Origin of the sequence: Acidovorax soli, assembly GCF_900107605.1 — a bacterium.
GTDB lineage: Bacteria > Pseudomonadota > Gammaproteobacteria > Burkholderiales > Burkholderiaceae_C > Acidovorax > Acidovorax soli.
The window spans coordinates 42,251-66,938 of sequence record NZ_FNQJ01000001.1; the positions used below are offsets into that span (position 1 = coordinate 42,251).

Consider the following 24,688-nt stretch of genomic DNA (forward strand, 5'->3'; position numbering starts at 1 on the left):
GCATCCTGCCGGCCATTTGATTTAACCTTTCAAGGCTACCAACGTGTCTACTACGATGCCGGCTCGCCAGAGTTCGCCCTCAGAGGCTGCCTCTGGCATCAAGCGGAGCACGCCTCCACCCCGCAAACCGCTGATATCAGGCATGTTGGCAGACCGAATTTTTGGATGGCTCGCGCGTGGCGCGGCCATCCTCACGCTGTTGCTGCTGCTGGGCATCATGGCGTCGCTGGTGGCGGGGGCCTGGCCCTCCATTTCCCAATACGGCCTGAGTTTCCTCGCCCGCAGCGTCTGGGATCCCGTGCAAAACGAGTACGGCGGCCTGGTCATGATCTATGGCACGCTGGCCACGTCGTTCATCGCGTTGCTGATTGCCGTACCTGTGAGCTTTGGTATCGCCTTGTTCCTCACCGAGCTGTCTCCCGCCTGGCTGAAGCGGCCCCTGGGAACGGCGATCGAGTTGCTGGCCGCCGTGCCGTCGATTGTGTATGGCATGTGGGGGTTGATGGTTTTTGGCCCCATCCTCGCGCGTTTTGTGCAGCAGCCCTTGCAGTCCTTGTTTGCCGGTATTCCCTATCTGGGTGCGCTGGTCTCGGGTCCCCCGGTAGGCATTGGCATTTTGTCGGCGGGCATCATTTTGGCCATCATGATCATTCCCTTCATTGCTTCGGTGATGCGGGATGTTTTTGATGTCACGCCAGCGCTCCTCAAGGAGTCGGCTTATGGCCTGGGTTCGACCACCTGGGAGGTGATGTGGAAGGTGGTGCTGCCCTATACCAAGACGGGGGTGCTGGGGGGCATCATGCTGGGGCTGGGGCGTGCGCTGGGGGAAACCATGGCGGTAACGTTCGTCATCGGCAACATGAACCAGCTCGATTCCCTGTCGATTTTCGAGGCAGCCAACAGCATCACGTCGGCCCTGGCGAATGAATTTGCAGAGGCTGGCGAAGGCCTGCACCAGGCATCGCTGATCTATCTGGGGCTGGTGCTCTTCTTTATCACTTTTGTGGTGCTGGCCTTGTCCAAGGTCTTGCTGTCACGCCTTCAAAAGAACGAAGGAGTCCGCACATGACCACCTCGCAGCCTCTTATCTCGGCGGCCGATGTCGCGAAGGCGCGCCAGGCACGCTACAACGGTCGCAAGCGCGTCAACCAGATTGCCCTGACCCTGTCGTTGGCCGCCATGGCTTTTGGCTTGTTCTGGCTGGTATGGATCTTGTGGGAAACCGTGCGCCTCGGGGTTGGGGGGTTGAGCCTGACACTGTTCACCGAAATGACGCCGCCGCCCAATGAGGCGGGGGGCATCGCCAATGCCATCTACGGCTCGGTGGTGATGGTATTGCTGGCCACTTTCGTGGGAACCCCCATCGGCATCATGGCCGGGGTTTACCTGGCCGAGTACGACGTGCGCGGCTGGCTGGCATCCACGACACGCTTCGTGAACGACATTCTGCTGTCGGCACCCAGCATCGTGATCGGCCTTTTTGTTTATGCCGTGGTGGTGGCGCGCTTCAAGAGTTTTTCGGCCTACGCCGGGATTATGGCCCTGGCATTGATCGTTATTCCGGTGGTCATCCGGACCACTGAAAACATGCTGATTCTGGTGCCCGCCAGCCTGCGCGAGGCGGCCTACGCCCTGGGCACACCCAAGTGGAAGGTGATCACCATGGTCACCCTGCGGGCGGCGCGGGCCGGCGTCATTACGGGGGTATTGCTGGCGGTGGCGCGCATTGCGGGTGAGACGGCGCCCTTGCTGTTCACGGCGTTGAGCAACCAGTTCTGGACCTCGGACTTGTCCAAACCCATGGCCAGTCTGCCCGTCACCATTTTCAAGTTCGCCATGAGCCCCTATGAAAACTGGCAGCAACTGGCCTGGGCGGGAGTGTTCCTGATCACACTCGCCGTTCTCGGACTCAATATCCTCGCGCGGGTTCTGACCCGGCAGAAATAAGCAAGGAAGACTTTCATGCCCTCCACTCTCCAAAAATCGCAACCGGGCCCGTCGAAGATCACGGTCAGGGACCTGAACTTCTATTACGGCAAGTTCCACGCCCTCAAGGCCATCAATCTGGATATTCCGGAAAACAAGGTCACGGCCTTTATCGGACCGTCCGGTTGTGGCAAGTCCACGCTGTTGCGCACCTTCAATCGCATGTTCGAGCTGTATCCCGAGCAGCGTGCCGAAGGCCAGATCGTGCTGGATGGCGAAAACCTGCTGACCACCAAGCAGGATGTGGCGCTGATCCGGGCCAAGATCGGCATGGTGTTCCAGAAGCCAACGCCTTTTCCCATGTCGATCTACGACAACATCGCCTTTGGTGTGAAGCTGTTTGAAAGCCTCAGCGCCACGGACATGGATGACCGCGTGGAGTGGGCATTGCGCAAGGCGGCGCTGTGGAATGAGGTCAAGGACAAGCTCAGTCAGAGTGGCTCCAGCCTCTCGGGTGGGCAACAGCAGCGCCTTTGCATTGCGCGTGGCATTGCCATCAAGCCAGAGGTGCTGTTGCTGGACGAACCGTGCTCGGCCCTCGACCCGATCTCCACCGCCAAGATCGAGGAGTTGATCGCCGAACTGAAGGAAGACTACACCGTGGTGATCGTCACGCACAACATGCAGCAGGCAGCGCGTTGCAGCGACTACACCGCCTACATGTACCTGGGGGATCTGGTGGAGTTCGGTGAGACAGAACAGATGTTCTTCAAGCCCCAGCGCAAGGAAACCGAAGACTATATTACCGGCCGTTTTGGCTGAGGAGGCAAATTCATGGCTGACAAGCACCTTTCATCGCAGTTCGACAGCGAACTCAACGGCGTCTCTGCCCGCGTCATGGAATTGGGGGGACTGGTGGAATCGCAGATTCGCCAGGCCATTTACGCGCTTTCACATTTCAGTCTCGAAGCGGTGGAGCAGGTGGCATTGATAGAGCAGCGCGTGAATGCCATGGAAGTCGAGATTGACCACGAACTCGCGTCCATCATTGGCCGGCGCCAGCCCACTGCCCGCGACTTGCGGCTGCTGCTCTCCATTTCCAAGGCCACCGCCAACCTGGAACGCGTGGGTGACGAGGCCAACAAGATGGCCCGCATGGTGAAGTCGATCATTGAGAGCGGTGCGGCCCGTTCACTGCCATCGAGCGACCTGCGCGTATCGGCCGACCTGGCCTCGGGCATGCTGCGCAAGGCGCTGGATGCCTTTGCGCGCCTGGACACCAAGGCGGCGCTGGCCATCCTCAAGGAGGACGATCTCATTGACAAAGAGTTCGATGGCTTTGTCCGCAAGCTCATCACCTACATGGTGGAAGACCCGCGCACCATCTCCGCCAGCCTGGACCTGTTGTTCCTGGCCAAGGCGATCGAACGCATTGGCGATCACTCCAAGAATGTGGCCGAACTCGTCATCTACCTTGTCAAGGGCAAGGACGTGCGGCACACGGCACTTGATGAAATTGAAACCACTTTGTTGCAGTGAGCGATTGGCGTTGACATGAAAAAGCTTCCTCGCGTATTGATTGTGGAAGATGAGCCGGCGATTGCCGAGCTGATTGCCGTCAATCTGCGCCACAACGGTTTTCAACCCATCTGGTCGGAAGATGGTGATTCGGCCCAGCGTGAACTCGATGCTGTCCTTCCCGATGTCATCCTGCTCGACTGGATGCTGCCCGGTCAAAGCGGCCTCGTGCTGGCGCGTAAGTGGCGTGCAGACAGTCGGACCAAACCCATCCCCATCCTCATGCTGACCGCCCGGGGTGATGAGCCCGACAAGGTGGCCGGGCTCGATGCGGGGGCGGACGACTACATCACCAAGCCGTTTTCCACGCAGGAGCTGCTGGCGCGCATCCGGGCGGTGCTGCGGCGCCGCGCGCCCGAGCAGGTGAGCGACAGCGTCACCATTGGCGATCTCGTGCTGGACGCGGGTACCTACCGGGTCACTTTCCATGGGCAGCCGCTGAAGGTGGGGCCGACCGAGTTCAAGCTGCTGCATTTCTTCATGAAGCACTCGGAGCGCGTGCACAGCCGCTCACAACTGCTGGACAAGGTGTGGGGCGACCATGTGTTCATTGAAGAGCGAACCGTGGACGTGCATGTGAAGCGGCTGCGGGAGGCCCTGGGTGCGGCGGGCGTCATGGTGGAAACCGTGCGCGGCGCGGGCTACCGGCTCACCGCCCAGCCGCCCGCGCTGATGCAGGCCTGAATGTTGCAGTCCGGGGGCGGAGTGCCTTCGTGACCCCCGAGAAAGTTGTGTAGTCCGCATGCTCTGGCGTTTTCTTTATTTTCTGGCCTGGCAATTGGCTGGAGGCGCGCTCGGCTGGTGGCAAGGTGGCCCCTGGGGCGCAGTGCTGGGGGCCGGGGTGGCTGCATGGTTGTGGTTTGTCGGAGATTTGTGGCGGGGGGTGCGGGTGCTGCAGTGGCTGCGCTCGGGTGACCTGTCGGCGGCTCCGTCAACCTTCGGCATGTGGGGTGAAGCGGCAGATCGCGCGCGGCGTCTGTTGCGCCAGCGCCAGGCGCAGGTCAACGAAAGCGAGGATCGTCTGCAGGAAATTCTGGCGGCACTCCAGGCCACGCCCAATGGCATTGTCCTGCTCGATGGTGAAGGGCGCATTGAATGGTGCAATCAGCTTGCGGCTGCACAGTTTGGGTTCGATGCCCAGCGGGATGTCATGCAGTCTGTCGGCAACCTGGTACGGGATCCTGATTTCAGTGCCTACTATGCGGCCCAGGATTACACCCACGATGTGGTGCTGCAGGGCAGGAACAGCACGCTGTCCCGGCCCGTGCGCATTTCGGTGCATCTGCATCCGTATGGCGATGGGCGCAAGCTGATGCTGTCCCGGGATGTCACGGCGCTGGAGCAGGCCGACGCCATGCGCCGCGATTTTGTGGCCAATGTGTCACATGAAATCCGCACGCCCCTGACCGTGCTGACGGGTTTTGTGGAAACCCTGCAAACCCTGCCGCTGGATGCCGAGGAGCGTGCACGCTACCTGGCCATGATGGCCCAGCAGGCGGCGCGCATGCAGAGCGTGGTGCACGATTTGCTGACGCTCTCGCGCCTGGAAGGCAGTCCCCTGCCTGGTATTTCCGAATGGACGTCGGTACAGGTCCTGATGCTGCGGTGCGAGGAAGAGGGCCGGGCCTTGTCGGCACTGTTGACGCAAAACAACCATCGGCACCATGTGCTGCAGTTTCCTGCGGCGCAGGATTTGCGATCCGCGGGCGAAATTGCCGGTGTGCAGGCCGAGTTGCAAAGTGTGCTGTCCAACCTCATCAGCAATGCCGTGCGCTACACGCCCGCAGGCGGCACCATCACGGTGCAATGGCGCTACACGACCGATGGCAATGCCATCTTTTCCGTGAGCGACACCGGGCCCGGCATTGCGCCGGAGCATATTCCGCGCATCACCGAGCGGTTCTACCGCGTCGACCGCAGCCGGTCGAGGGAAACGGGTGGCACGGGCCTGGGGCTGGCCATCGTCAAGCATGCCGTGCAGCGGCATGGCGCCACGCTTGATATCACCAGTGCACTGGGCAAGGGATCGGTCTTCTCGGTTACTTTTCCTGCCAACCGGCTTCGCCGCTCCGCGTTGCCGGCCGAATTGCAACCCGCAGCATCAGCACAAACAGCCCTGCCGTGATGGCCAGTGCCAGGGCACTGGCCGCCCAGAACGGCACGGGAGACGTTATGGGTGCCCAAGGGCCCAGCCCTTGGTACGCCAGCACATAGCCCCCGCCAAGCCCGGCGCCCCACAGCAAGGTGCAATAAACCACCAAGGGGGCGATCGTGACGCGGTAACTGCGCAGCACAAAGACACACAGGGTCTGCACGGCGTCAGCGGCATGGTAGGTCGCAACCCAAAGCAGCAATCCACCGGTGGTTGCCACCACGGCGGCACTGCTGGAATACAGGGCAGCGACGGTTTCATTTGCTATGAATAATAGAGCTGATAGCGCAATACCCACAGGTACTGCGAGCCTGAAACCTATCAAAACGACGCTGCGTGCCTGCACAGCGTTGCCGGCACCCAGCCAGTAGCTCACCCGGGCGCTGGTGGCAATGGCCAGTGAAAGGGGCGCCATGTACAGCACGGCCGCCACGTTGGCAGCGATCTGGTGGGCTGCGGTGGCCACCGTGCCCTGGCGGGCAATGAAAAGGGCCATCAGGGTGAACGAGGTCACTTCCACCAGGATGGCAAGCCCCGCAGGCACGCCCAGCCGGGCGAAGCCGAGAAGGGTGGGCCAATGGGGTGGCTCCATGCGCTGCCAGATGCGCAGCGGCCTGTAGAGATCCTGGCTGCGCAACAGCCAGAAAGCCAGGGCCAGCATGCTTACATTCACCACCAGGGTGGCCCAGGCGCAGCCCACGGCGCCTTGCGCCGGCAGGCCGGCGCCGCCAAAAGTGAACCAGATGGACAGGGGCACCTTGATGAACAGCGACCCCACCTGCAGCCAGGTCACCAGTTGCGGTCGTCCAATGGCTTGGTTCAGCGTGCTGTACAGGCGAAAGAGCAGGGCGGGTGGCAGCGCCAGGGCCAGCACTGCAAGGTATTGTTCTACCTCGGTGCGCAACGCCTGTGGTACCTCGGTCCAGCGCAGCAGCGGACCGGGCGACAACAGGATGAGCATGCCGACGGCTGCCGTCACGGCACACAGATAGAGCGCCTGGCGCAGCGATTGGCCAATGGCGCCGGGGTTGTGCGCACCCCGCTGCTCGGCCCAGACGGGCATGAGGGCCTGGAAGATGCCCATCAGGGCGACATAGACGCTGATGAAGATGGCCGAGCCCACCGACAGTGCCGCCAGAGAGGTTTCGCCGTGGCGCCCGGCCACGATGGTGTCGGTCACGCCGAAGGCCATCACGGCCAGCTGCCCCGTGAGCACGGTCAGTGCGTGGCGGGAGATGGTGGAATACTCCGACATCAGTCGGGCGATTCCGTTCTCCGGAACAGCAGGATGGACTCCTTCTTGTCGGTAGGGCGGCCGATGGTGGCTTGCCTCTTCCAGTGGTCAGGATTCACCAGGTTTGCGGGTGCCGGCCAGGCGTTGTTGTCTGCAATCAGCCAGGGGCAGTGAATTGCCGGGTTGGTCGGTTGCAGGCGCAGCCGGGCGTGGTATTGCAGTGCGGCCACCTGCGCCCGGCTCAGGCCGACCATCTGCACGCATCCGGGGTGTGGGCCCAAGGCAGCCGCCAGTTTGTGCGCCTGCGGTGCATAGCTGCGGGCATAGTCGAGCAGCGGGAGCCACAGGGTGGTCAGCAGCAGCCAGCCCAGAGCCGCCCCGCTGGCGGGCAATACCAGGCTTTTCCAGATGGCGGCACGGTTGCGTGCTGCGCGCCACCAGACCAGCCGGCACCAGGCCGCCGAGGCGGCCAGTGCCACCGCCAGTGCCAGCCATGAGAACTCGGGCGTGAATCCGGGGGCTAGTTTGGCCACGTTGGCTGCAGGCTGTGCCGGAACGCCCGTCTGCATGGCAAACCAGATGACCCAGATGGCCAGGGCCGATATGCTGAAGAACAGCAAGGTGAACCAGTCGATCAGCGACGCCATGCTGCGCCGGAATGTGGGCAACGCAAACGCGGCCAGCGTGGCGATGGCCGGCAAACCGACGAGCAACGCCCGGTCTGCCGGCTGTGTGGTGAAGGTGGCACCCACCGAGACCAGCGAAAACCACAGGGGCAACCACAGGTGTCGATGCAACTGGCGGCTGAACAGCTGTCTGCGCCAGCGCCACAGCGTCCAGGTGGCCATGGGCCAGGCTGGCCAGCCAAACCAGAGCAGCAGCCGTATCAGGCTTCTGAATTCCTTGCCCTCGGTGGCCGCATCGACCAGGCGCCAGCGCCACAGATCCAGTTGCCATGCCACGGCGGCGGCCAGCAGCGTGATGGCCGCCAGCGCCGCGACCCAGTGCAGACGTCGATCGGAGTGATGGGCCGGGTCGGCGGGGCCGGGTGGGGCCAGCGCAACCAGAGCAATGCAGCCCCCCCCCAGCAAGGCGGCGAACGTGGGCGCGCCGGCCAGCGTGAGTCCCATCATGCCCGCAACCAGAGCCACGGCGGGCACCACCGTGCGGTAAGGCAAGGTGGCTACGGCAAAGAAGATCAGTGCCGCACATGCCAGTTGCAGCAGATAGCCGGTGGCTTCGTGCGAAAGCTGTGCCAGGCCCAGGCAGGCGATCAGGGCCAGCAAGGCGCCATCGGCGATGGCGCGGGCGTAATCCAGGGGTTTGGCCTCGCCGCCAAAGGCAAATGCCACAGGCTGAGCGCCCGGACTGCGCGCCAGGTAGTAAACGCCATACCAGGTGGCAGCCAGCGTCAGCGCCAGCAGCAACATGAAGGGCAGGCGGGCCGCCATCTCGGGCGCCATCAGACCATCGGGCGTGATCCGGATGGCCCAGGCTCCCAGCCAGTAGGGCAGCAAACCGTCGGTTTCGGGGGGGACCCCCCCCAGCAGCGGTTTCAGCCACGGGGTGTGCCCGTTGGCCAGTTCCAGCATGTAGCCAAAGGCCGTCACATCGGCGTTCTTCCACGGGCCTCGGCCGACAAAGCCAGGCACCACATAAGCCAGGCACAGCAGCAGCAAGGCCCAGCGAGGAAGCTGGCGTGCAGCATTTCGGGTAACGATGGCAGGGGTGGGAGCGTTCACGCGTCAGGAGGATGGCAATGGCTGGCTGTCGAGAATAAGGGCAAATCCAAACAAAAAGGCAGCGCGGTTGCCCGTGCTGCCTTTTTGGCGGAAACGCGGTGAATTACTTCGCTGCGGTCTTGCCGAAACGGTTGCGGAAACGCTCCACACGGCCGCCCATGTTGTCCACGGATTTTTGCGTGCCGGTATAGAAAGGATGCGATTCGCTGGAGGTGTCCAGCTTGAACAGGGGCAGCTCACGGCCGTCGTCGGTCTTGCCCATTTCCTTGGTGTTCACGCACGAGCGGGTGACAAACTTGAAACCGTTGGACAGGTCCACGAACAGAACTTCGCGGTAGTTGGGGTGAATGCCTTCTTTCATGATCAATCCTTGTCAAGTGCGGGAGCCGTGCGGGACCCGAAGCAACCTTTGCCTCGTGAAACATCCAGCGTACTTTCCGCAGAAAAAGCCTTCCATTATAGCCCGGAGCGGCAGTCGGCGATGTTTGCCGTGGCGCGCGGAATTATCCGCCCCTTCGCATCATGTCGAAAAACTCGACATTGCTCTTGGTGGCCTTCATGTTCTTGATCATGAGCTCCATGGACTCGATCTCGTCCATGTTGTACATGAACTGGCGCAGGATGCGGGTTTTTTGCAGAATCTCGGGGGCCAGCAGCAGCTCTTCGCGGCGCGTGCCGCTCTTGTTGAGCTCGATGGCGGGGAACACGCGCTTTTCATACAGGCGGCGGTTCAGGTGGATTTCACAGTTGCCCGTGCCCTTGAATTCTTCAAAGATCACCTCGTCCATGCGGCTTCCGGTATCGACCAGCGCCGTGGCGATGATGGTGAGCGAGCCACCTTCCTCGACCTTGCGTGCGGCACCGAAGAAGCGCTTGGGGCGCTGCAGCGCGGCGGCGTCCACACCGCCCGACAGCACCTTGCCGCTCGACGGCACGACGTTGTTGTAGGCGCGGGCCAAGCGGGTGATGGAGTCCAGCAGGATCACCACGTCTTTTTTCAGCTCGACCAGGCGCTTGGCGCGCTCGATCACCATCTCGGCCACGTGCACGTGGCGGGCGGCGGGCTCGTCAAAGGTGGAGGCGATGATTTCGCCCTTCACCGTGCGCTGCATTTCCGTCACTTCTTCAGGGCGCTCGTCCACCAGCAGCACCATCAGGTGCACATCGGGGTTGTTGGCCGTGATGGCATGGGCGATGTGCTGCATCATCACCGTCTTGCCGCTCTTGGGCGGAGCGACGATCAGGGCGCGCTGGCCGCGGCCGATGGGCGCGATGATGTCGATGATGCGGCCGGTGATGTTCTCTTCGCTCTTGACGTCGCGCTCCAGGCGCATCTGCTCCTTGGGGAACAGGGGCGTCAGGTTCTCGAACATCACCTTGTGCTTGTTCTGCTCGGGCGGACCACCATTGACGGAATCGAGCTTGTTCAGCGCGAAGTAACGTTCACCGTCTTTGGGGGTACGGACCTCCCCTTCGATCATGTCGCCGGTGTGCAGGTTGAAGCGGCGCACCTGGCTGGGGCTGATGTAGATGTCGTCCGTGCTGGCCGTGAAGCTCGTGTCGGGGCTGCGCAGGAAGCCGAAGCCGTCGGGCAGGATTTCCAGCACGCCGTCGGCAATGATTTGTTCCCCGGTCTTGGCGCGCTTCTTGATGATGGCAAACATCAACTCCTGCTTGCGCATGCGGCCCGTGTTTTCGATTTCGAGTTCTTCGGCCTGCTTCAGGACTTCAGACACGTGCAGTGCCTTGAGTTCGTTTAAGTGCATGGATTGACTCCTTGGCGGAGCTGGTATGAATCTTTGGGGAGGGGGGCCGGGGCCGGATGGGCTGCTGTTTGCAGCTCCGGCGCGCCTGGGATCTTGGTCCGGCTGCCAATGCATGCAGCCCGGTGATCTGGAAGAATTATGACAGGAAAAAAAGCGAGGACTTCATGCGAGCGCAATTGAGTCGATGATTGCCGCCGACCCTGGTGCCTGTGTGTGCACAATGCATCCGATAAAAAGCCCCGGTGGCGGCACAGCCAGCGGGGCGTCGGTGAATCAGGCCAGTTGCTGATCGATGAAGGCGGTCAGTTGCGCCTTGCTCATGGCGCCGACCTTGGTGGCGGCCAGCTGGCCGTCCTTGAACAGCATCAGCGTGGGGATGCCGCGGATGCCGAACTTGGCAGGGATCTCGCGGTTTTCATCCACGTTCATCTTGGCGATCTGCAGCTTGCCCTGGTAGGTGCCAGCCACTTCATCCAGGATGGGGGCGATCATCTTGCAGGGGCCGCACCATTCGGCCCAGTAGTCCACCAGCACGGCGGTGCCGGGTTGGAGCACGTCGGCTTCAAAGCTGGCGTCAGAGACATGTTTGATGAGTGCGCTGGCCATGGCGGATTCCTTGATTTTGAGCGGTTTGCTACCGGTGTACGTTTAAAGTCTGGGCATTGTGACAGAAACCAATCCCATGTTCACCGGTGTGGCCGGGTCTTGCGACGCTATGACAGTCATAGCGAAAAGCGATCAGTGCGCGGCCTTGTGGCAGCGCGTTCTGGCCCAGGTGGAGGCGCACATGCTGGGGTTGCAGGCCCATCCGGCGCGCACCGTGGTGCTGCTGCCCTATGCCCAGCTCATGCCCTGGGCGCAGCGTTACTGGGCCTTGCACCATGCCGACGGATTTGCACCCCGTTTCGAAACCACGCGCAACTGGGCCCGCCAGCTGGCCGCTTTTGTACCGCAAGGCGACGATCTGGCCGGTGACGTGGCGCGCGACACGCTCACCGCACGCGCCTTGCTCGACCGCGCCGGCTTGGCCGCGCAACGCGACGTGCTGGCGGTGCCCTTGCAAGAGGCTGCCGCCCAGCTGGCAGTGGCTGTGGCCGCCATGGCCCCGGCGCAGCGCGAGACTTGGGGGATGCAGGCGCGCAGCCTGATGACGGAGCCTGACGAAGGTTCGACCCTGCGTTTCGAGGCCGTCGTAGCCCGCATTGCGTTCGAATGGGTACTGGCATCGCGCCATGCCACCGATGTGTTGTTCGAGCCCGGCGTGCGCCAGTCGGTTGATGCCCTGGTGGTTCTGCAAGGCTTTCAGGTGGAGCCCTTGGCACAGGCCCTGCAGGTCCATTGGGGCGACAAGGCAGCGGCCCTGGCATTGCCGCCTGCGGCACCGGATGCCAACGCGCGCGGCCGCATTGCCCTGCATGCGGCCCAGGATGCCGAAGACGAAGCCCAGCGGGCGGCGGCCTGTGTGCTGGCCCATCTGGTGGCGGGCCGCACACCAGTGGCGCTGGCGGCCAACGACCGCGCCCTCACGCGCCGCATCGGGGCGCATCTGGCCAGCTGTGGTGTGGCGGTGCGCGATGAAAACGGCTGGACGCTCTCGACCACCCGGGCGGCCGCGCAGCTGATGGCCGCGCTCAAGGCCTGCGCCTGGAACGCATCGGCCGACGAGGTGCTGGACTGGCTCAAGCATGCACCGGCCATTGAGCCCGCTGTGCTTGGCGCCTTGGAGCGTGCGTTGCGCAAGGCTTCGGTGGCCGCCTGGGCGGGCGCGGCCGGACGCAACTGGGCCGACAAGCCCGCGCTGGCGGCCTGTGTGGCCCAGGTGCAGGAATGGTGCGAAGGCCTGCGCGCGCCGCGTCCGCTGGCGCAGTGGCTGCAGTCCCTGCGTGGCCTGCTGGTGGCCAGTGGCCAGTGGCCCCGGCTCGAAGCGGAGGCCGCAGGCGCCCGCGTGCTGACGGCACTGCGCCTGCAAGCGGGCCAGGAGGCCGAGCTGGAGGGCTGGGGCAGCGCCGGCCGGCGCATGGCCCTGGCCGAGTTCACCCGCTGGGCCAACGAGGTGCTGGAAGCCGCGCGCTATGTACCCAGCCAGATGGGCGATGCGCCCGTGATCGTATTGCCCATGCCCCAGTTGCTGGCCCGCCCGTTTGCCGCCCTGGTGCTGCCCGGCTGCGATGAAAAGCGCCTGCAGCCCTCGCCCGAACCAGTCGGCGACTGGACCCCCGCGCAGCGCCAGGCCTGGGGCCTGCCCACGCGCGAATCGCTGGAGACCGCCCAGCGCGCCGCCTGGCAGCATGCTCTGCAGACACCGGCCGTGGATGTGCTCTGGCGCACGGGCGACGAAGGCGGCGAGCCCCTGCTGGCCAGCGCGCTGGTGCTGGCGCTGCACCTCGAAGGCGCGGCCACCCAAGGTGCCGACGACCGCAGCCAGCGCACCGTGGCGGCGCATCCCACGGCGCGGCCCTTGCCCGATGGGCGCGCGCTGCCCGTGCTGCGCCTGTCGTCCACCGCGTATTCCGATCTGCGGCATTGCCCCTACCGTTTTTTTGCGCTGCGCCAGCTGGGCCTGCAGGAGGCCGACGAGCTGGCCGCCGAGGTGGACAAGCGCGACTTCGGCAACTGGCTGCACGCGGTGCTGCAGCACTTTCATGAAGGCTTGCTGGCTGAGCCAACGGACGACGCAGCCACCCGCATCGCCCGCATGGATGGCGCAGCGCAGGCCGTCACGCTGCAACAAGGCTTGGGCGAGGGTGACTTTCTGCCGTTTGCCGCAGGCTGGCCGCAGGTGCGTGACGGCTATCTGCGCTGGCTCGCGCAGCATGAACAGGCCGGGGGGCACTTTCGGCAGGCCGAGGTGCAAGCCAGCCAGCCGCTGGGCGCCCTGCAGCTCGTGGGCACCATCGACCGCATCGATGCCGTTTCGTCCACGGGTGAGCCCGCGCCGCTGGTCATCGACTACAAGACCGAGAACGACACCGCCACGCGCCAGCGCATCAAGGCGGGCGCGGAAGACACCCAGCTCGCGTTCTACGCCGCCTTGCTGAGCCACGACACGCTGCGTGCCGCCTACGTGAACGTGGGCGAGCGCGGCGAGACGCAAATGCACGAACAGGACGAGGTGGTGCACCTGCGCGACCTGCTGGTGGAGGGCATTCAGCACGACTTCGCCCGCATTGCGGCTGGCGCGCCCATGCGCGCGCTGGGCGAGGGCAGCGTGTGCGACTACTGCGCCGCGCGGGGACTGTGCCGAAAAGACTTCTGGAAATGAACAGGAACACCCCCCTGAGCCGCTTCGCGGCTTCCCCCCTCTCTCGGCTGCGCCGGGAGGGGGAACGACGCCAGCGCGGCGGGGTGGCCCTTGCGCGACGTCTCTCGCCCGGGCGCGCGCCGGGTTCACAGATCACTTGCGGGCAGAGCACCGTGGATCACCAGAATGACTGAACAAGCGGCTTACGAACACAACGGCCACCCGGTCTCGCGCGCGGCCTTCTACGCCATCGCCTGCGACCCCGCGCGCAGCGTGGCCGTGGAGGCCTGCGCGGGCGCGGGCAAGACCTGGATGCTGGTCTCGCGCATGCTGCGCGCCTTGCTCGACGGCGCTGCGCCGCATGAAATTTTGGCCATCACCTTCACCAAGAAGGCCGCCGGCGAAATGCGCCAGCGGCTGCAGGAGTGGCTGGAGACGTTTGCCCAGGCCCCGCTGGATACCTTGGGCGCAGAGCTGGTTTCAAGAGGAGTCAGCCCCGAGCGCGCCCTGGAAAAACGCGAGGCGCTGCAAAATCTATACCGCCAGATACTGGCCAGCGGCCGTCCGGTGCAGATCCGCACCTTTCACAGCTGGTTTGCGGCGCTGCTCGGCACGGCCCCGCTGGCGCTGCTGCAGGCGCAGGGGCTGCCGGCCAATTTTGAGCTGCTCGAAGACGATGCCGAGGCCGTGCGCGAGGTGTGGGGGCCGTTCCTGCAGACTGTCGCCACCAGCGCCTCGCTGCGTGCCGACTACGAGGCCGTGGTGGCCCGCCATGGCCGCTCGCAAACGCACAAGGCGCTGGCGGCGGCGCTGGCCAAGCGGGTGGAGTTTGACCTGGCCGATGCGGCGGGCGTGGTCGATGCCTCGGTGCCGCCGGCAGGGGCGCTGTTCCCCGATCTGTCGGACGAAAACGACCCGGCCCTCGCGCTGCTGCGCCGTGAGCGCGATGCCCTGTTGGCCGCGGCGCTCGCGTTGGGGCGGGCCAGTGCGCCCACCTTCTCGGCCAAGGGCGTTGCGCTGGAAACGGCGGTCAGCCACGAAGACGCCGATGGCCTGATCGACGCCTTGCTCACCCAAAAGGGCGAGCCGCGCAAGTTCAACGACAAGCTGGCCGGGATCGAGCAGGTGCGCCACGTCCAGACGCTGTGCCAGCGCGCACTCACCGCCCGCCGCCAGCACGAGGCCTGGCAGCACCAGCAGCGCATGGCCCGCCTGGCGCGCTGCCTGATTGCGGAGTTTGCCGCCGTCAAGCACCAGCATGGCTGGGTGGACATGAACGATGTGGAACGCACGGCCCTGGTCATGCTGGCCGACCCCGTGCTCTCGGGCTGGGTGCAGGAGCGGCTCGATGCGCGCATCCGCCACCTGCTGGTCGATGAGTTCCAGGACACCAACCCGCTGCAGTGGCAGGCACTGCACGCCTGGCTGGCGGGCTATGCGGGCTCGGGCGGCGGTGCCACGGCGCCCAGTGTGTTCATCGTGGGCGACCCCAAGCAGAGCATCTACCGCTTTCGCCGCGCCGAGCCGCAGGTGTTCATTGCCGCGCAGGCCTTTGTGCGCGACGGCCTCTCGGGTGACCTGCTCAGTTGCGACCACACGCGCCGCAACGCCACGGGCGTGATCGCCGCTGTGAACCATGTGATGGGCACAGCGCAGGCGCAACACGAGACGAGCGGATTTGGTGAAACCTTCGGTTTTCGCGACCACACCACCGAATCCAAAGACCCCGGCGTGTTGCTGCGCCTGCCCGCCATCCTGCCGCCCGATACGGGTGGTGGTGGGGCGGCCGACCCGCTCGCCTGGCGCGACAGCCTGACCGAGCCACGTCACGAAGCCGAAGAAACCCAGCGCATGCGCGAATGCACGCAGGCCGCCGCCTGGGTGGCGGCGCAGATTGCGCAAGGCACGCCGCCCAACGAAGTGCTGGTGCTGGCCCGCAAGCGCGACCGGCTCGCTGTCATGCAGGAGGCCTTGCGTGCCCTGCATTTGCCCTGCGTGCAGCCCGAAAAGGCCGACCTGTTCGATGCGCCCGAGGTGCAGGACATGGTGGCGCTGCTCGATGCGCTGGTTTCCACCGGGCATGACCTGTCGCTGGCCCGTGCGCTCAAGTCGCCGCTGTTCGGGCTGAATGATGATGCCCTGGTAGCGCTGGCCTTGCTGCGCCGCCAGCCCGGGCATGCCAGCAGCAGCTGGTTTGAGTTGCTTCAAAAAAGTGAGCTGCTACCGATTGAGCTGCAAGCGCTAGCGACCCATCTGATTCAGTACAAGGCGTGGGTGGATGCGCTGCCGCCACACGATGCGCTGCACGCCATCTACCAGCATGGCGACGTGCTGGCCCGCTTTGCCGGCGCCGCCCCCGCCGCGCAGCGCATGGCGGTGCTGGCCAATCTGCGCGCGCTGCTGTCGGCCGCGCTGCAGCACGACGGCGGCCGCTACCTCACGCCCTATGCCTTTGTGCGCGCCATGAAAAAGGGCGGCGTGCGCGCACCCGGCCGGGTGGATGCGCAGGCCGTGCGCCTGCTCACCGTGCATGGCGCCAAGGGGCTGGAGGCGCGCTGCGTGCTGCTGCTCGACACCGACACCCGCCCGCAGAAGGCAGAGACCATGGGCGTGCTGGTGGATTGGCCCGGCGAGCAGGCCGTGCCCGCAGGTTTCGTCTTTCTGGCCAGCGAATCCAGCCCGCCGCCCAGCGCTGAAGCCGCCCTGGCCACCGAGCAGCAGGCCCGCCAGCGCGAAGAACTCAACATGCTCTACGTAGCCATGACGCGCGCCAAACACTGCCTGGCGCTGTCGTCGGTGGCGCCCAGCGTGTCTGCGCCGGGCAGCTGGTGGAACCGGCTGGAGCCGCTGCTGGCGGATGTGGAGGCCTTGGACGAAGCGGTTGCATCCGATGGGTTTGTCGCCACGACGGACAGCGTTCACGACCAGTTCACCTTGGCTGAGTTGCCGGGGCTTCCTGCCGAATTGCGCGCCACTCCCGGGGCTGGGCAAGAGGGCGTCGGCCCGGCTGACCCGGAGGCATCGCTGTCCACCCCCGCATCGCGCTTGGGCGAGGCCATGCACCAGTTGCTGGAGCAGGCCGGTGTGGCCGGTGCGCCGCTGGCCGAGCTGCGTGCCAACGGCTGGTCCATGGCCCGCATCGCGCGCCTGGCGCAGGACTTCGACATCACCGTGGGCGCCGCGCGCACCGCCGCCCAGACCGCCCGGCGCATCCTGGCGGGCGAGGGTGCCTGGGCCTGGGATGCCACGGTGGTGGACACCGCCATCAACGAGGCGCCCCTGCGCCACCAGGGCCAGAGCCTGCGCATCGACCGCCTGGTGCACTGCCACCAGCCGCCCGAGCGCAAGGGCTGGTGGGTGCTGGACTACAAAAGCGCTGCCGAGCCCGAGCGCCAGCCCGCGCTGATGGCGCAGTTGCAGCGCTACCGCGCGGCGGTATCGGGGCAGGCACCCGGCGAGCCGGTGCGGGCGGCGTTCCTCACGGGCGACGGGCGCATGGTGCCGCTGTCCGATGGCGCCCCTCCCGCCGAAGCTGCCTTGACGGCTGGCGCGGATCGGGCGGCGCAGGCCTTGCGGCATACTCTCGCCCCCGCGCCGGGGCCTGCCCAAGGCTCCTTGTTCTGAGCGCCGAACGTTGTCGATGGATTGAAAGGTTTTCCCCATGAATGCACCTACCCCCCTGGCCACCGATGCGTCCAGCCCGTTGCACTGCGATGCCGTCATCGTGGGGGGCGGCCCCGCCGGGCTGATGGCGGCCGAGGTGCTGGCGCAGGCGGGTGTGGCGGTGCATCTGTTTGATGTCATGGCCTCGGTGGGACGCAAATTCCTGCTGGCGGGCAAGGGCGGGCTCAACCTCACGCATTCCGAGTCGCACGCGCCTTTTGTCAGCCGTTACGCCGGGCGCCAGCCGCAGATCGAGCCGCTCGTCCAGGCCTTTGGCGGGCCCGAGGTGCGTGCCTGGGCGCAGGGGCTGGGGGTGGAAACCTTTGTGGGCACGTCGGGCCGCGTGTTCCCGACCGACATGAAGGCCGCGCCGCTGCTGCGTGCCTGGCTGCAGCGCCTGCGCGGGCTGGGGGTGCGGTTCCACATGCGCCACCGCTGGCTGGGTTGGGGCGGGGACGGCGCCCTGCGTTTCGCGGCGCCTGTGGGTGAGGTGCAGGTCACGGCGCGCGCCGTGGTGCTGGCGCTGGGCGGCGGCAGCTGGGCGCGTCTGGGGGCCGATGGCGCCTGGGTTTCGCTGCTGGCGCAACGCGGCGTGGCCGTGGCGCCGCTGCGCCCCGCCAATTGCGGCTTCGATGTGCCGCGCGTGGATGCACCCGCCGGCGAAACCCGCCGCGCATTCCTGCAGGAGCTGCTGGGCCGCTCGCCCGAGGGCGCCGTGGGCTGGACGCCGCACTTTGCCGAGCGGTTTGCCGGCCAGCCTTTCAAATCGGTGGCGCTCAGTTTTACCGACAGCCAGGGCCGCCATTTCAGCCGCCGCGGCGAGTTCGTGGCCACGGCCACGGGCGTGGAGGGCAGCCTGGTCTATGCCGCATCGCAGCTGCTGCGCGACGAGATCGAGGCCCATGGCCATGCCACGTTCCACCTCGATCTGCTACCGGACCATGCGCCTGAGCGTGTTTTGGTGGAAGTGCGCCACCCGCGCGGCTCACGCTCGCTGTCCAGTCACCTCAAGAGCCGCCTGGGGCTCGACGGCATCAAGGCCGGCATCCTGTATGAACACTTGGGCAAGGACGGCATGAACGACCCGTTAGCTCTGGCCCATGCCATCAAGGCCCTGCCCATCACCGTGGTGGCCGCGCGCCCGCTGGACGAGGCCATCAGCACGGCCGGCGGCGTCGCGTTCGAGGCGCTGGACGAGCACCTCATGGCCATCGCCGCGCCCGGTGTGTTCTGCGCGGGCGAGATGCTCGATTGGGAGGCCCCCACCGGGGGCTACCTGCTCACGGCCAGCCTGGCCAGCGGCATGCGGGCGGGGCAAGGGGTTTTGAGGTTTTTGGGCACCGGCGCTGGAGGATAAAGCGCCAGCAGCTGTTGAAAACAGAGCTTTTTCACCACCGGCGCACGGGGCCGGTGTCCACATGCACGAACTGCTCGCGCGGGTAAAAACCCACGCCGCCCAGGCCCAACGCCAGCGCCGCGTCGCGCAGGCTGGCCAGTTGCACGCCGGGCAGGCGCACGTCGATGGCCTTGCCTTCCATGTGCAGGCTGCGCTTGGCCACACCGCCACCGCGCGTGGTGCGCAGCGTCTGGTTGGTGGCCGCGCTGCGGTAGCCTGAAATGACCTGGAAGGGCTGCTGCGCGCGCAGCTCCTGCCTGATCTGGTGCAGCAGGTTGAAGAGCTGCGGGTCCATCAGGCCCGCCTCGCCGCTGTAGTGGTCGCGCAGGAAATGGTTGAGGCTGCTCAGCGCCTGGGGTACGAACTGCTCGCCCAGCGCATACACCAGGGCCAGGCGCTCGCTGGTGTGGGTGTGGTCCAGCGACAGGCTGCGGGCGTCGGGCAGGCCGGCCAGGGCGGGCTGCGCCAGCGGCAGCAGGGCTCCGGTTACCAGCCAGCGGCCGCCCGTGCCCAGAAAGCGGCGGCGGCCCGATGCAAGAGGGTGGGTGGGCTGGGTCATGGCATGTTCCAGGAAGGGGTGAAACCGGTTTGTTCAGGGTACACCGGCGCGCATGCGGCGCTGCTCGGATTGCTGGCGCAGGGCCTGCTCCAGCAGCCTGTCCTGCCCGTACAGGTCGGCAAAGAAGTGCAGCTGGCCCTGCTTGACGATGGTGGTGCTGTAGGCAATCACCACGGGCAGGGGTTCGGCCAGGCGCAGTGTGGCCGACTGGCCCCGGGCCATGGCTTCGCGGATGCGCGCTTCGGGCCATGCCGGGTCGTTGCGCAACACAAACTGGGCCAGCGCCACGGGGTCTTCGACGCGGATGCAGCCATGGCTGAAGTCGCGCCGGTCGCGCTGAAACAGCAGCGGTGCGGGCGTGTGGTGCAGATAGATGTTGCTGTTGTTGGGAAACACGAACTTGATGTCGCCCAGTGCATTTTTTGGCCCGGGGCGCTGGCGTATGCGCATCTGCCCGCGCAGCACGGCATCCAGGTACTCCGGCGCCAGAGTGCTGTGCACCTGTCCGTTGGCGCCTACAAATTCCATGCCCTGCTGCTGCAAATAACCAGGGTCGCGCCGCAGCCGGGGAATGGTTTCGCTGCGCGCAATGGAAGGCGGAATGTTCCAGTAGGGGCTGAATTCGATGAAGCGCATGTCTTCGTCGAACAGCGGCGTGCGGGTGTCCAGCGCCTTGCCCACGATCACCTTCATGGCCAGTTGCAGCGACACCCGTCCGTCCTGCACCTCGTAGGCGCGCAGCACGAATTCGGGGATGTTGACCACGATCATGCGCGGGCCGCGCAGCAGGGGCGTCCAGCGCAGCCGCTCCATGGCCAGCTCGATCTGGCGGACGCGGGCGGCGGGCGAAATGGCCAAGGCATCCAGCGTGGCCTTGCCGATCACGCCGTCAGAGGCGAGCGCGTGGCGTTGCTGGAAGGCCTTCACGCCGTTCTGCAGGGCCTCGTCGTAGAGCGCTGGCGGCTGCGCATCCGCAGGCAGGTCGCCCAGCACCACCAGGCGCTGGGTCAGCTGTGCCAGGCCTGCCCAGGCCTGGCCGGCCTCCAGCTTGCGGCCCGGCAGCGCTGGCAGGGGCGTGGCCCAGGCAGCGGGGGCGCCCAGCGCCCGGTAGCGGGCCAGTTCGGTGCGCAGGCTGGCATACAGCGGCACCTGGGGCGCGGCGGCACGCACGGCATCGGCCAGCGAGGGGGCGGCCAGGGCCTGCTGCAGGGTGGTGGTGGCGTCGATGCGGGGGGCTGCGGGCGGGGTGTAGTTCTGCTGGATCTGGCGCGGATCGATGCGGCCCGATCGCAGGTCACCCAGGTAGCGCTGCAGGGCGGTGGTGAGCGCATTTTCGAGCTGCTGTGCGGCATCGGGGCCCAGCGCGGGGCCGCGGGCTGCGGAGGCCACGGCCTGCGCCAGCGCGCTGGCGCGGTAATCGTCGGGTTGCAGGCCTTCGGTGGCCGCTGCCGCCAGAATGTCCACGGCCTGCTGCGCCACAGGCGCGGGGCGCCCGTCCACCAGCCAGGGCGCGGCGCCTGCCACAGGGGCGCAAACAGCCAGCCAGAGCGCCAGCCATGTGCTGCGCCAACTCAAACGGATGCCAAGGCGTGGAAACAAAGTGGATGCAAGGGCGAGAAAGGGGCTGGGCATGCGCCGCATCGTGGTCAATGGTCGCTCATGCCGGGCCATTCACCGACCAGACCGCAGGCCGGGCACTGGGCGTAGAGGCTGGGGCTGACCTGGAACTTGGCCTGGTGCTTGTCGGTTTCCGGCGCCTTGTCGTGGGCTTCGCCGTCGATTTCGACCAGCCCCGTGGCGTGGCAACGTGGGCACCTGGCAGCGGCCAGGGCAGCGAGGGGGTTGAAGTTCTCTGCGAACACGGGCGCCTCGTCGTGTTGTCTGGTGGCTGCAGGGTTTTCGCAACCCTGCCTGTCGCAAGCAATATCAGAAAGAAGTTGACGAGCCTTACCCCCGGCACTGGCTCCACAGTTAGGGCTGCTTGGTTCCCCACCTGACCCGGTTGGCCGCTTCACCATGCGGGGAGGCCCGTCAACCAGCATTCTACCCCCTGTGGCGCTTCGCGCCTTCCCCCTTCTCTCGAATTGCTGCGCAATTCGGAAAGGGGGGCGACACCAGTGCGGCGGGGCGGCCCTTGCGCGGTGTCCCTGGTGTGGGGCGCACGCCGGTTTTAGAAGGTGGTGGCGTTGCGGGCCCTAGAATCACCCCCCATGTCCTACCTCGTGCTCGCCCGCAAGTACCGTCCCCGCAATTTCACCGAAATGGTGGGGCAGGAGCATGTGGTGCAGGCCCTCACCAACGCGCTCACCCAGCAGCGGTTGCACCACGCCTACCTGTTCACGGGCACGCGCGGCGTGGGCAAGACCACGGTATCGCGCATCCTGGCCAAGTCGCTCAACTGCCAGGGTACAGACGGGCAGGGCGGCATCACGGCCACGCCCTGCGGCGTGTGCCAGGCATGTACCGATATCGACAGCGGCCGGTTCGTGGACTACACCGAACTCGACGCCGCCTCGAACCGTGGCGTGGACGAGGTGCAGAGCCTGCTGGAGCAGGCGGTGTACAAGCCGGTGCAGGGGCGCTTCAAGGTCTTCATGATCGACGAAGTGCACATGCTCACGAACACGGCGTTCAACGCCATGCTCAAGACGCTGGAAGAGCCGCCCGAATACCTGAAATTCGTGCTCGCCACGACCGACCCGCAGAAAGTGCCCGTCACGGTGCTGAGCCGCTGCCTGCAGTTCAACCTGCGGCCCATGGCGCCCGAGACCGTGCTGTCTCACCTCACGCAGGTGCTGGCAGCCGAAAACGTAGCGGCCGAGCCGCAGGCCTTGCGCCTGCTGTCGCGCGCGGCGCGTGGCTCGATGCGCGATGCGCTGTCGCTCACCGACCAGGCCATTGCCTTTGGCAGCGGCCAGTTGCAGGAAGCCGCCGTGCGCCAGATGCTGGGGGCGGTGGACCGCTCCTACGTGTTCCGCCTCATCGAAGCGCTGGCCCGGGGCGATGGCAAGACCGTGGTGGAAACCTCGGACACGCTGCGCCTGAATGGCCTGTCGGCCGCGTCCACGCTCGAAGAAATGAGCGCCGTGCTGCAGCGCATGGCGGTGTTCCAGGCCGTGCCGCAGATGGCCGGCGCCGTGGATGCCGACGACCCCGAGGCCTCTGAGACGGCCCGCCTGGCCGCCCTGATGCCCGCTGACGAAACCCAGCTGCTCTACAGCCTGTGCCTGCACGGGCGGGGCGAGCTGGGCCTGGCGCCCGATGAATATGCCGCGCTGACCATGGTGCTGCTGCGTCTGCTGGCCTTCAAGCCCCAGAGCGAACCGGCTGAAAAAAAAACTCTGACGCGGCCTGAGGCGGCGTCTTCGGGCCGGGTAGCCGCTGGTTCTGTCGGGTTCCAGGCTTCCCCTGCGCGCCCTGCTGCCCCTGTGTCGGCACCGATGGCCCCTGCGGTAGCGGATCCTGGGGCGCAGCCCGCAGCGTTGGTTGCCCCGGCTGCCACCGCCCCGGTCCTGTCGGTTCAACCGTCCCCGTCCGCCTCCGCGCCGTCAGAAGACGTACCTTCCGATGCCTCCGAGCCGCCTCCTTGGCCGGGTTCGGACGAGCTGGATACCGTGCGGACCGAAGCGCCCACTGCCACCGTTCTGCCGGTGCGCACCACCGAAGATTTTGATGGGAACCAGGCCCCGGTGCATGCCGTTCTTGCGCAAAATGCTCCTGAATATGTAGCGATTCCCGTGCGAGAGTTGCCCGAGCCTGGTGAGCGACTGCAGCCGTTGCCCCTGTCTGCGCCCACCCCCGTCTCGGCGCGCTACACCCCTACGGACGAAGGCGACATATGGCACCGCACCGTGCAGCAGCTGGTGGTGGCCGAAACCATTACCGCCCTGGTGCGCGAGCTGGCCCTGCAGTCCCAGCTGGTGGCGCGGGATGGCGGCCACTGGCTGCTGCGCGTCGAGCGCGAATCGCTCAACCAGCCCCTGGCCCGCGAGCGGCTGCGTGCCGCGCTGGAGGCCGCCGGCCATGCCAACCAGATCAGCGTGGAAGTGGGCGTGGTGATTGACAGCCCCGCCCGCCGCAACGCCGCCGCCGCCGCCGAGCGCCAGCGCGTGGCCGAAGACATCGTGATGAACGACCCCTATGTGCAGTCGCTGGTGCGCGACTACGGCGCGAAAATCGTGCCGGGCAGCATCAAGCCTGCGTGACCAACAACCTCCATTCCACAGAAACGAAAAGGAAACACACCATGTTCAACAAGGGACAACTCGCCGGCCTCATGAAGCAAGCCCAGGCCATGCAGGACAACCTCAAGAAGGCACAGGACGAGCTGGCTTTCATCGAGGTGGAAGGCGAGTCGGGCGCGGGCCTGGTCAAGGTGCTGATGACCTGCAAGCACGACGTCAAGCGCATCACCATCGACCCCAGCCTGCTGGCCGAAGACAAGGACATGCTCGAAGACCTGGTGGCGGCAGCGTTCAATGCGGCCGTGCGCAAGGCCGAGGAGACTTCGGCGGAGAAGATGGGCAAGCTCACGCAAGGCATGCCAGGCCTCCCCGGCGGCATGAAATTCCCTTTCTGATGCCCTGGCTACTGCGCGCCAGCCATGCGTCGTTGGGCGGTGCTCGCAATCCTCACGTACAGGAAGTACGTTCCGGTTGCTGTGCTCCGTCCGCCTAGCCTGGCAGGCGCTCGCTACGCCCTTGAGGGCGGAGTTTTGGGGAGTTTCAAGTTGAAACTGCGCCCTCCGCATACCGTTCGGGCTGAGCCTGTCGAAGCCTGGCCCCGATTCCTCCTCCTCCCACACCGTCACCCCGATCGCTCACCCACCGATGTCCACCACCAACTCCCTCGACGTTCTGATCCAGGCGCTGCGCCGGCTGCCTGGGGTGGGGGTGAAGTCTGCGCAGCGCATGGCGTTTCATTTGCTGCAGCATGACCGGCAGGGGGCGCTGGCGCTGTCGCGGGCGCTGGAGGAGGCCGTGGGGTCGGTGCGCCACTGCACGCTGTGCCATACCTTCACCGAGGCCGAGGTGTGCAGCACCTGCCTGGACCCGGAGCGCGACGCCACGCGGCTGTGCGTGGTCGAGACGCCCGCCGATCAGTCGGCGCTGGAGCGCACGGGGGCGTTCAAGGGGCTTTACTTTGTGCTGATGGGGCGGCTCAGTCCGCTCGACGGCATCGGCCCCCAGGAGATTGGCCTGCACAAGCTCATGGAGCGGGCCTGCAACGGCGTGGTGCAGGAGGTGATCCTGGCCACCAATTTCAATGCCGAGGGCGAGGCCACGGCCCATGTGATCAGCGAGGCTCTCAAAAGCCGGGGCCTGCATGTCACGCGGCTGGCGCGGGGCGTACCCGTGGGCAGCGAGCTGGAGTATGTGGACCTGGGCACCATCGCGCATGCGCTGGTAGACCGTCGCTAGCCTCTTTTCGT

General features: G+C 65.9%; 20 protein-coding genes and 1 other RNA gene. 12 read left to right on the top strand and 9 right to left on the bottom strand.

Features of this window, described 5'->3' with window-relative positions; genetic code table 11:
• Positions 1 to 142 precede the first annotated feature (142 nt).
• Genes pstC through phoR form a run of 6 tightly spaced genes read left to right on the top strand, consistent with a single transcriptional unit; the run spans position 143 to position 5,629 of the window.
• Positions 143 to 1,069 carry a phosphate ABC transporter permease subunit PstC gene (gene pstC, locus BLW02_RS00200; protein ID WP_348688363.1) on the top strand — a complete coding sequence of 309 codons (927 nt, stop codon included), beginning with the start codon at positions 143 to 145 and terminating at the stop codon, positions 1,067 to 1,069.
• Positions 1,066 to 1,947, top strand: a complete 882-nt coding sequence (gene pstA / locus BLW02_RS00205) for a phosphate ABC transporter permease PstA (RefSeq protein ID WP_092696495.1) — start codon at positions 1,066 to 1,068, stop codon at positions 1,945 to 1,947. Before pstC ends, pstA begins: the two co-directional genes overlap by 4 nt.
• Positions 1,948 to 1,962: 15 nt before the next feature.
• Positions 1,963 to 2,748, top strand: coding sequence for a phosphate ABC transporter ATP-binding protein PstB (gene pstB, locus BLW02_RS00210; RefSeq protein ID WP_092696496.1), 786 nt, complete (start codon positions 1,963 to 1,965; stop codon positions 2,746 to 2,748).
• 12 nt (positions 2,749 to 2,760) lie between these two features.
• Positions 2,761 to 3,465, top strand: coding sequence for a phosphate signaling complex protein PhoU (gene phoU / locus BLW02_RS00215; RefSeq protein WP_026436800.1), 705 nt, complete (start codon positions 2,761 to 2,763; stop codon positions 3,463 to 3,465).
• 15 nt (positions 3,466 to 3,480) lie between these two features.
• Entirely contained in the window at positions 3,481 to 4,188 is a 708-nt protein-coding gene (gene phoB, locus BLW02_RS00220) for a phosphate regulon transcriptional regulator PhoB (protein ID WP_092696497.1), read from the top strand.
• A gap of 58 nt (positions 4,189 to 4,246) precedes the next feature.
• Positions 4,247 to 5,629 (top strand): phosphate regulon sensor histidine kinase PhoR, encoded by a 1,383-nt coding sequence (phoR, locus tag BLW02_RS00225; RefSeq protein ID WP_092696498.1) that lies wholly within the window; start codon positions 4,247 to 4,249, stop codon positions 5,627 to 5,629.
• On the opposite strand, the gene BLW02_RS00230 is transcribed toward phoR, so the two are convergent.
• From BLW02_RS00230 to trxA, 5 genes are all read right to left on the bottom strand, one after another.
• Entirely contained in the window at positions 5,544 to 6,911 is a 1,368-nt protein-coding gene (locus tag BLW02_RS00230) for an MATE family efflux transporter (RefSeq protein WP_092696499.1), read from the bottom strand. The genes phoR and BLW02_RS00230 overlap by 86 nt on opposite strands.
• Complete coding sequence (locus BLW02_RS00235; protein ID WP_092696500.1) at positions 6,911 to 8,632, bottom strand: hypothetical protein; 1,722 nt, start codon at positions 8,630 to 8,632, stop codon at positions 6,911 to 6,913. The genes BLW02_RS00230 and BLW02_RS00235 overlap by 1 nt, the downstream gene beginning before the upstream one ends.
• 103 nt (positions 8,633 to 8,735) lie before the next feature.
• Complete coding sequence (locus BLW02_RS00240; RefSeq protein WP_026436795.1) at positions 8,736 to 8,993, bottom strand: type B 50S ribosomal protein L31; 258 nt, start codon at positions 8,991 to 8,993, stop codon at positions 8,736 to 8,738.
• A 142-nt stretch (positions 8,994 to 9,135) separates the two neighbouring features.
• A complete protein-coding gene (gene rho, locus BLW02_RS00245; RefSeq protein WP_026436794.1) occupies positions 9,136 to 10,398 on the bottom strand; it encodes a transcription termination factor Rho in 1,263 nt (420 codons plus the stop codon).
• Between the two features lie 273 nt (positions 10,399 to 10,671).
• The gene (trxA, locus tag BLW02_RS00250; RefSeq protein ID WP_026436793.1) at positions 10,672 to 11,004 is read right to left on the bottom strand and encodes a thioredoxin TrxA; all 333 of its coding nucleotides are present in this window, start codon (positions 11,002 to 11,004) and stop codon (positions 10,672 to 10,674) included.
• A 109-nt stretch (positions 11,005 to 11,113) separates the two neighbouring features.
• Here trxA and BLW02_RS00255 point away from each other — a divergent pair, with 109 nt between their 5' ends.
• From BLW02_RS00255 to BLW02_RS00265, 3 genes are all read left to right on the top strand, one after another.
• Entirely contained in the window at positions 11,114 to 13,660 is a 2,547-nt protein-coding gene (locus BLW02_RS00255; RefSeq protein ID WP_092696501.1) for a PD-(D/E)XK nuclease family protein, read from the top strand.
• Positions 13,661 to 13,825: 165 nt separating this feature from the next.
• Positions 13,826 to 17,263: a UvrD-helicase domain-containing protein gene (locus BLW02_RS00260; RefSeq protein WP_092696502.1), complete on the top strand. Its 3,438-nt coding sequence runs from the start codon at positions 13,826 to 13,828 to the stop codon at positions 17,261 to 17,263.
• A 37-nt stretch (positions 17,264 to 17,300) separates the two neighbouring features.
• Entirely contained in the window at positions 17,301 to 18,659 is a 1,359-nt protein-coding gene (locus BLW02_RS00265) for a TIGR03862 family flavoprotein (RefSeq protein ID WP_092696503.1), read from the top strand.
• 31 nt (positions 18,660 to 18,690) lie between these two features.
• Here BLW02_RS00265 and mepK read toward each other — a convergent pair whose 3' ends face one another.
• The 4 genes from mepK to ffs all read right to left on the bottom strand — a co-directional run bounded on the left by mepK (position 18,691) and on the right by ffs (position 21,290).
• Positions 18,691 to 19,257, bottom strand: a complete 567-nt coding sequence (gene mepK, locus BLW02_RS00270) for a peptidoglycan L,D-endopeptidase MepK (RefSeq protein ID WP_092696504.1) — start codon at positions 19,255 to 19,257, stop codon at positions 18,691 to 18,693.
• 33 nt (positions 19,258 to 19,290) lie between these two features.
• Entirely contained in the window at positions 19,291 to 20,889 is a 1,599-nt protein-coding gene (locus tag BLW02_RS00275; RefSeq protein ID WP_092696721.1) for a L,D-transpeptidase family protein, read from the bottom strand.
• Between the two features lie 14 nt (positions 20,890 to 20,903).
• Positions 20,904 to 21,119: a hypothetical protein gene (locus BLW02_RS00280; RefSeq protein ID WP_092696505.1), complete on the bottom strand. Its 216-nt coding sequence runs from the start codon at positions 21,117 to 21,119 to the stop codon at positions 20,904 to 20,906.
• 74 nt (positions 21,120 to 21,193) lie between these two features.
• An RNA gene (gene ffs / locus BLW02_RS00285) (signal recognition particle sRNA small type) lies at positions 21,194 to 21,290 on the bottom strand.
• A gap of 177 nt (positions 21,291 to 21,467) precedes the next feature.
• On the opposite strand from ffs, the gene dnaX reads away from it, so the two are divergent.
• The 3 genes from dnaX (at position 21,468) to recR (ending at position 24,677) form a co-directional block, all read left to right on the top strand.
• Entirely contained in the window at positions 21,468 to 23,462 is a 1,995-nt protein-coding gene (gene dnaX, locus BLW02_RS00290; protein ID WP_092696506.1) for a DNA polymerase III subunit gamma/tau, read from the top strand.
• 41 nt (positions 23,463 to 23,503) lie between these two features.
• Positions 23,504 to 23,836: a YbaB/EbfC family nucleoid-associated protein gene (locus tag BLW02_RS00295; protein ID WP_010457931.1), complete on the top strand. Its 333-nt coding sequence runs from the start codon at positions 23,504 to 23,506 to the stop codon at positions 23,834 to 23,836.
• A gap of 250 nt (positions 23,837 to 24,086) precedes the next feature.
• Positions 24,087 to 24,677: a recombination mediator RecR gene (gene recR / locus BLW02_RS00300; RefSeq protein ID WP_092696507.1), complete on the top strand. Its 591-nt coding sequence runs from the start codon at positions 24,087 to 24,089 to the stop codon at positions 24,675 to 24,677.
• The last annotated feature ends 11 nt before the right edge of the window (positions 24,678 to 24,688 follow it).

Excerpts from the sequence above, each read along its gene's own strand:
- BLW02_RS00265 (WP_092696503.1), top strand. The coding sequence starts at position 17,301 with ATGAATGCACCTACCCCCCTGGCCACCGATGCGTCCAGCCCGTTGCAC.
- BLW02_RS00295 (WP_010457931.1), top strand. The coding sequence starts at position 23,504 with ATGTTCAACAAGGGACAACTCGCCGGCCTCATGAAGCAAGCCCAGGCC.
- BLW02_RS00230 (WP_092696499.1), bottom strand. The coding sequence starts at position 6,911 with ATGTCGGAGTATTCCACCATCTCCCGCCACGCACTGACCGTGCTCACG.
- mepK (WP_092696504.1), bottom strand. The coding sequence starts at position 19,257 with ATGACCCAGCCCACCCACCCTCTTGCATCGGGCCGCCGCCGCTTTCTG.
- dnaX (WP_092696506.1), top strand. The coding sequence starts at position 21,468 with ATGTCCTACCTCGTGCTCGCCCGCAAGTACCGTCCCCGCAATTTCACC.
- pstA (WP_092696495.1), top strand. The coding sequence starts at position 1,066 with ATGACCACCTCGCAGCCTCTTATCTCGGCGGCCGATGTCGCGAAGGCG.
- BLW02_RS00255 (WP_092696501.1), top strand. The coding sequence starts at position 11,114 with ATGACAGTCATAGCGAAAAGCGATCAGTGCGCGGCCTTGTGGCAGCGC.
- pstC (WP_348688363.1), top strand. The coding sequence starts at position 143 with ATGTTGGCAGACCGAATTTTTGGATGGCTCGCGCGTGGCGCGGCCATC.
- BLW02_RS00240 (WP_026436795.1), bottom strand. The coding sequence starts at position 8,993 with ATGAAAGAAGGCATTCACCCCAACTACCGCGAAGTTCTGTTCGTGGAC.
- pstB (WP_092696496.1), top strand. The coding sequence starts at position 1,963 with ATGCCCTCCACTCTCCAAAAATCGCAACCGGGCCCGTCGAAGATCACG.
- phoR (WP_092696498.1), top strand. The coding sequence starts at position 4,247 with ATGCTCTGGCGTTTTCTTTATTTTCTGGCCTGGCAATTGGCTGGAGGC.
- BLW02_RS00260 (WP_092696502.1), top strand. The coding sequence starts at position 13,826 with ATGACTGAACAAGCGGCTTACGAACACAACGGCCACCCGGTCTCGCGC.
- trxA (WP_026436793.1), bottom strand. The coding sequence starts at position 11,004 with ATGGCCAGCGCACTCATCAAACATGTCTCTGACGCCAGCTTTGAAGCC.
- phoB (WP_092696497.1), top strand. The coding sequence starts at position 3,481 with ATGAAAAAGCTTCCTCGCGTATTGATTGTGGAAGATGAGCCGGCGATT.
- recR (WP_092696507.1), top strand. The coding sequence starts at position 24,087 with ATGTCCACCACCAACTCCCTCGACGTTCTGATCCAGGCGCTGCGCCGG.
- rho (WP_026436794.1), bottom strand. The coding sequence starts at position 10,398 with ATGCACTTAAACGAACTCAAGGCACTGCACGTGTCTGAAGTCCTGAAG.
- phoU (WP_026436800.1), top strand. The coding sequence starts at position 2,761 with ATGGCTGACAAGCACCTTTCATCGCAGTTCGACAGCGAACTCAACGGC.
- BLW02_RS00275 (WP_092696721.1), bottom strand. The coding sequence starts at position 20,889 with ATGCCCAGCCCCTTTCTCGCCCTTGCATCCACTTTGTTTCCACGCCTT.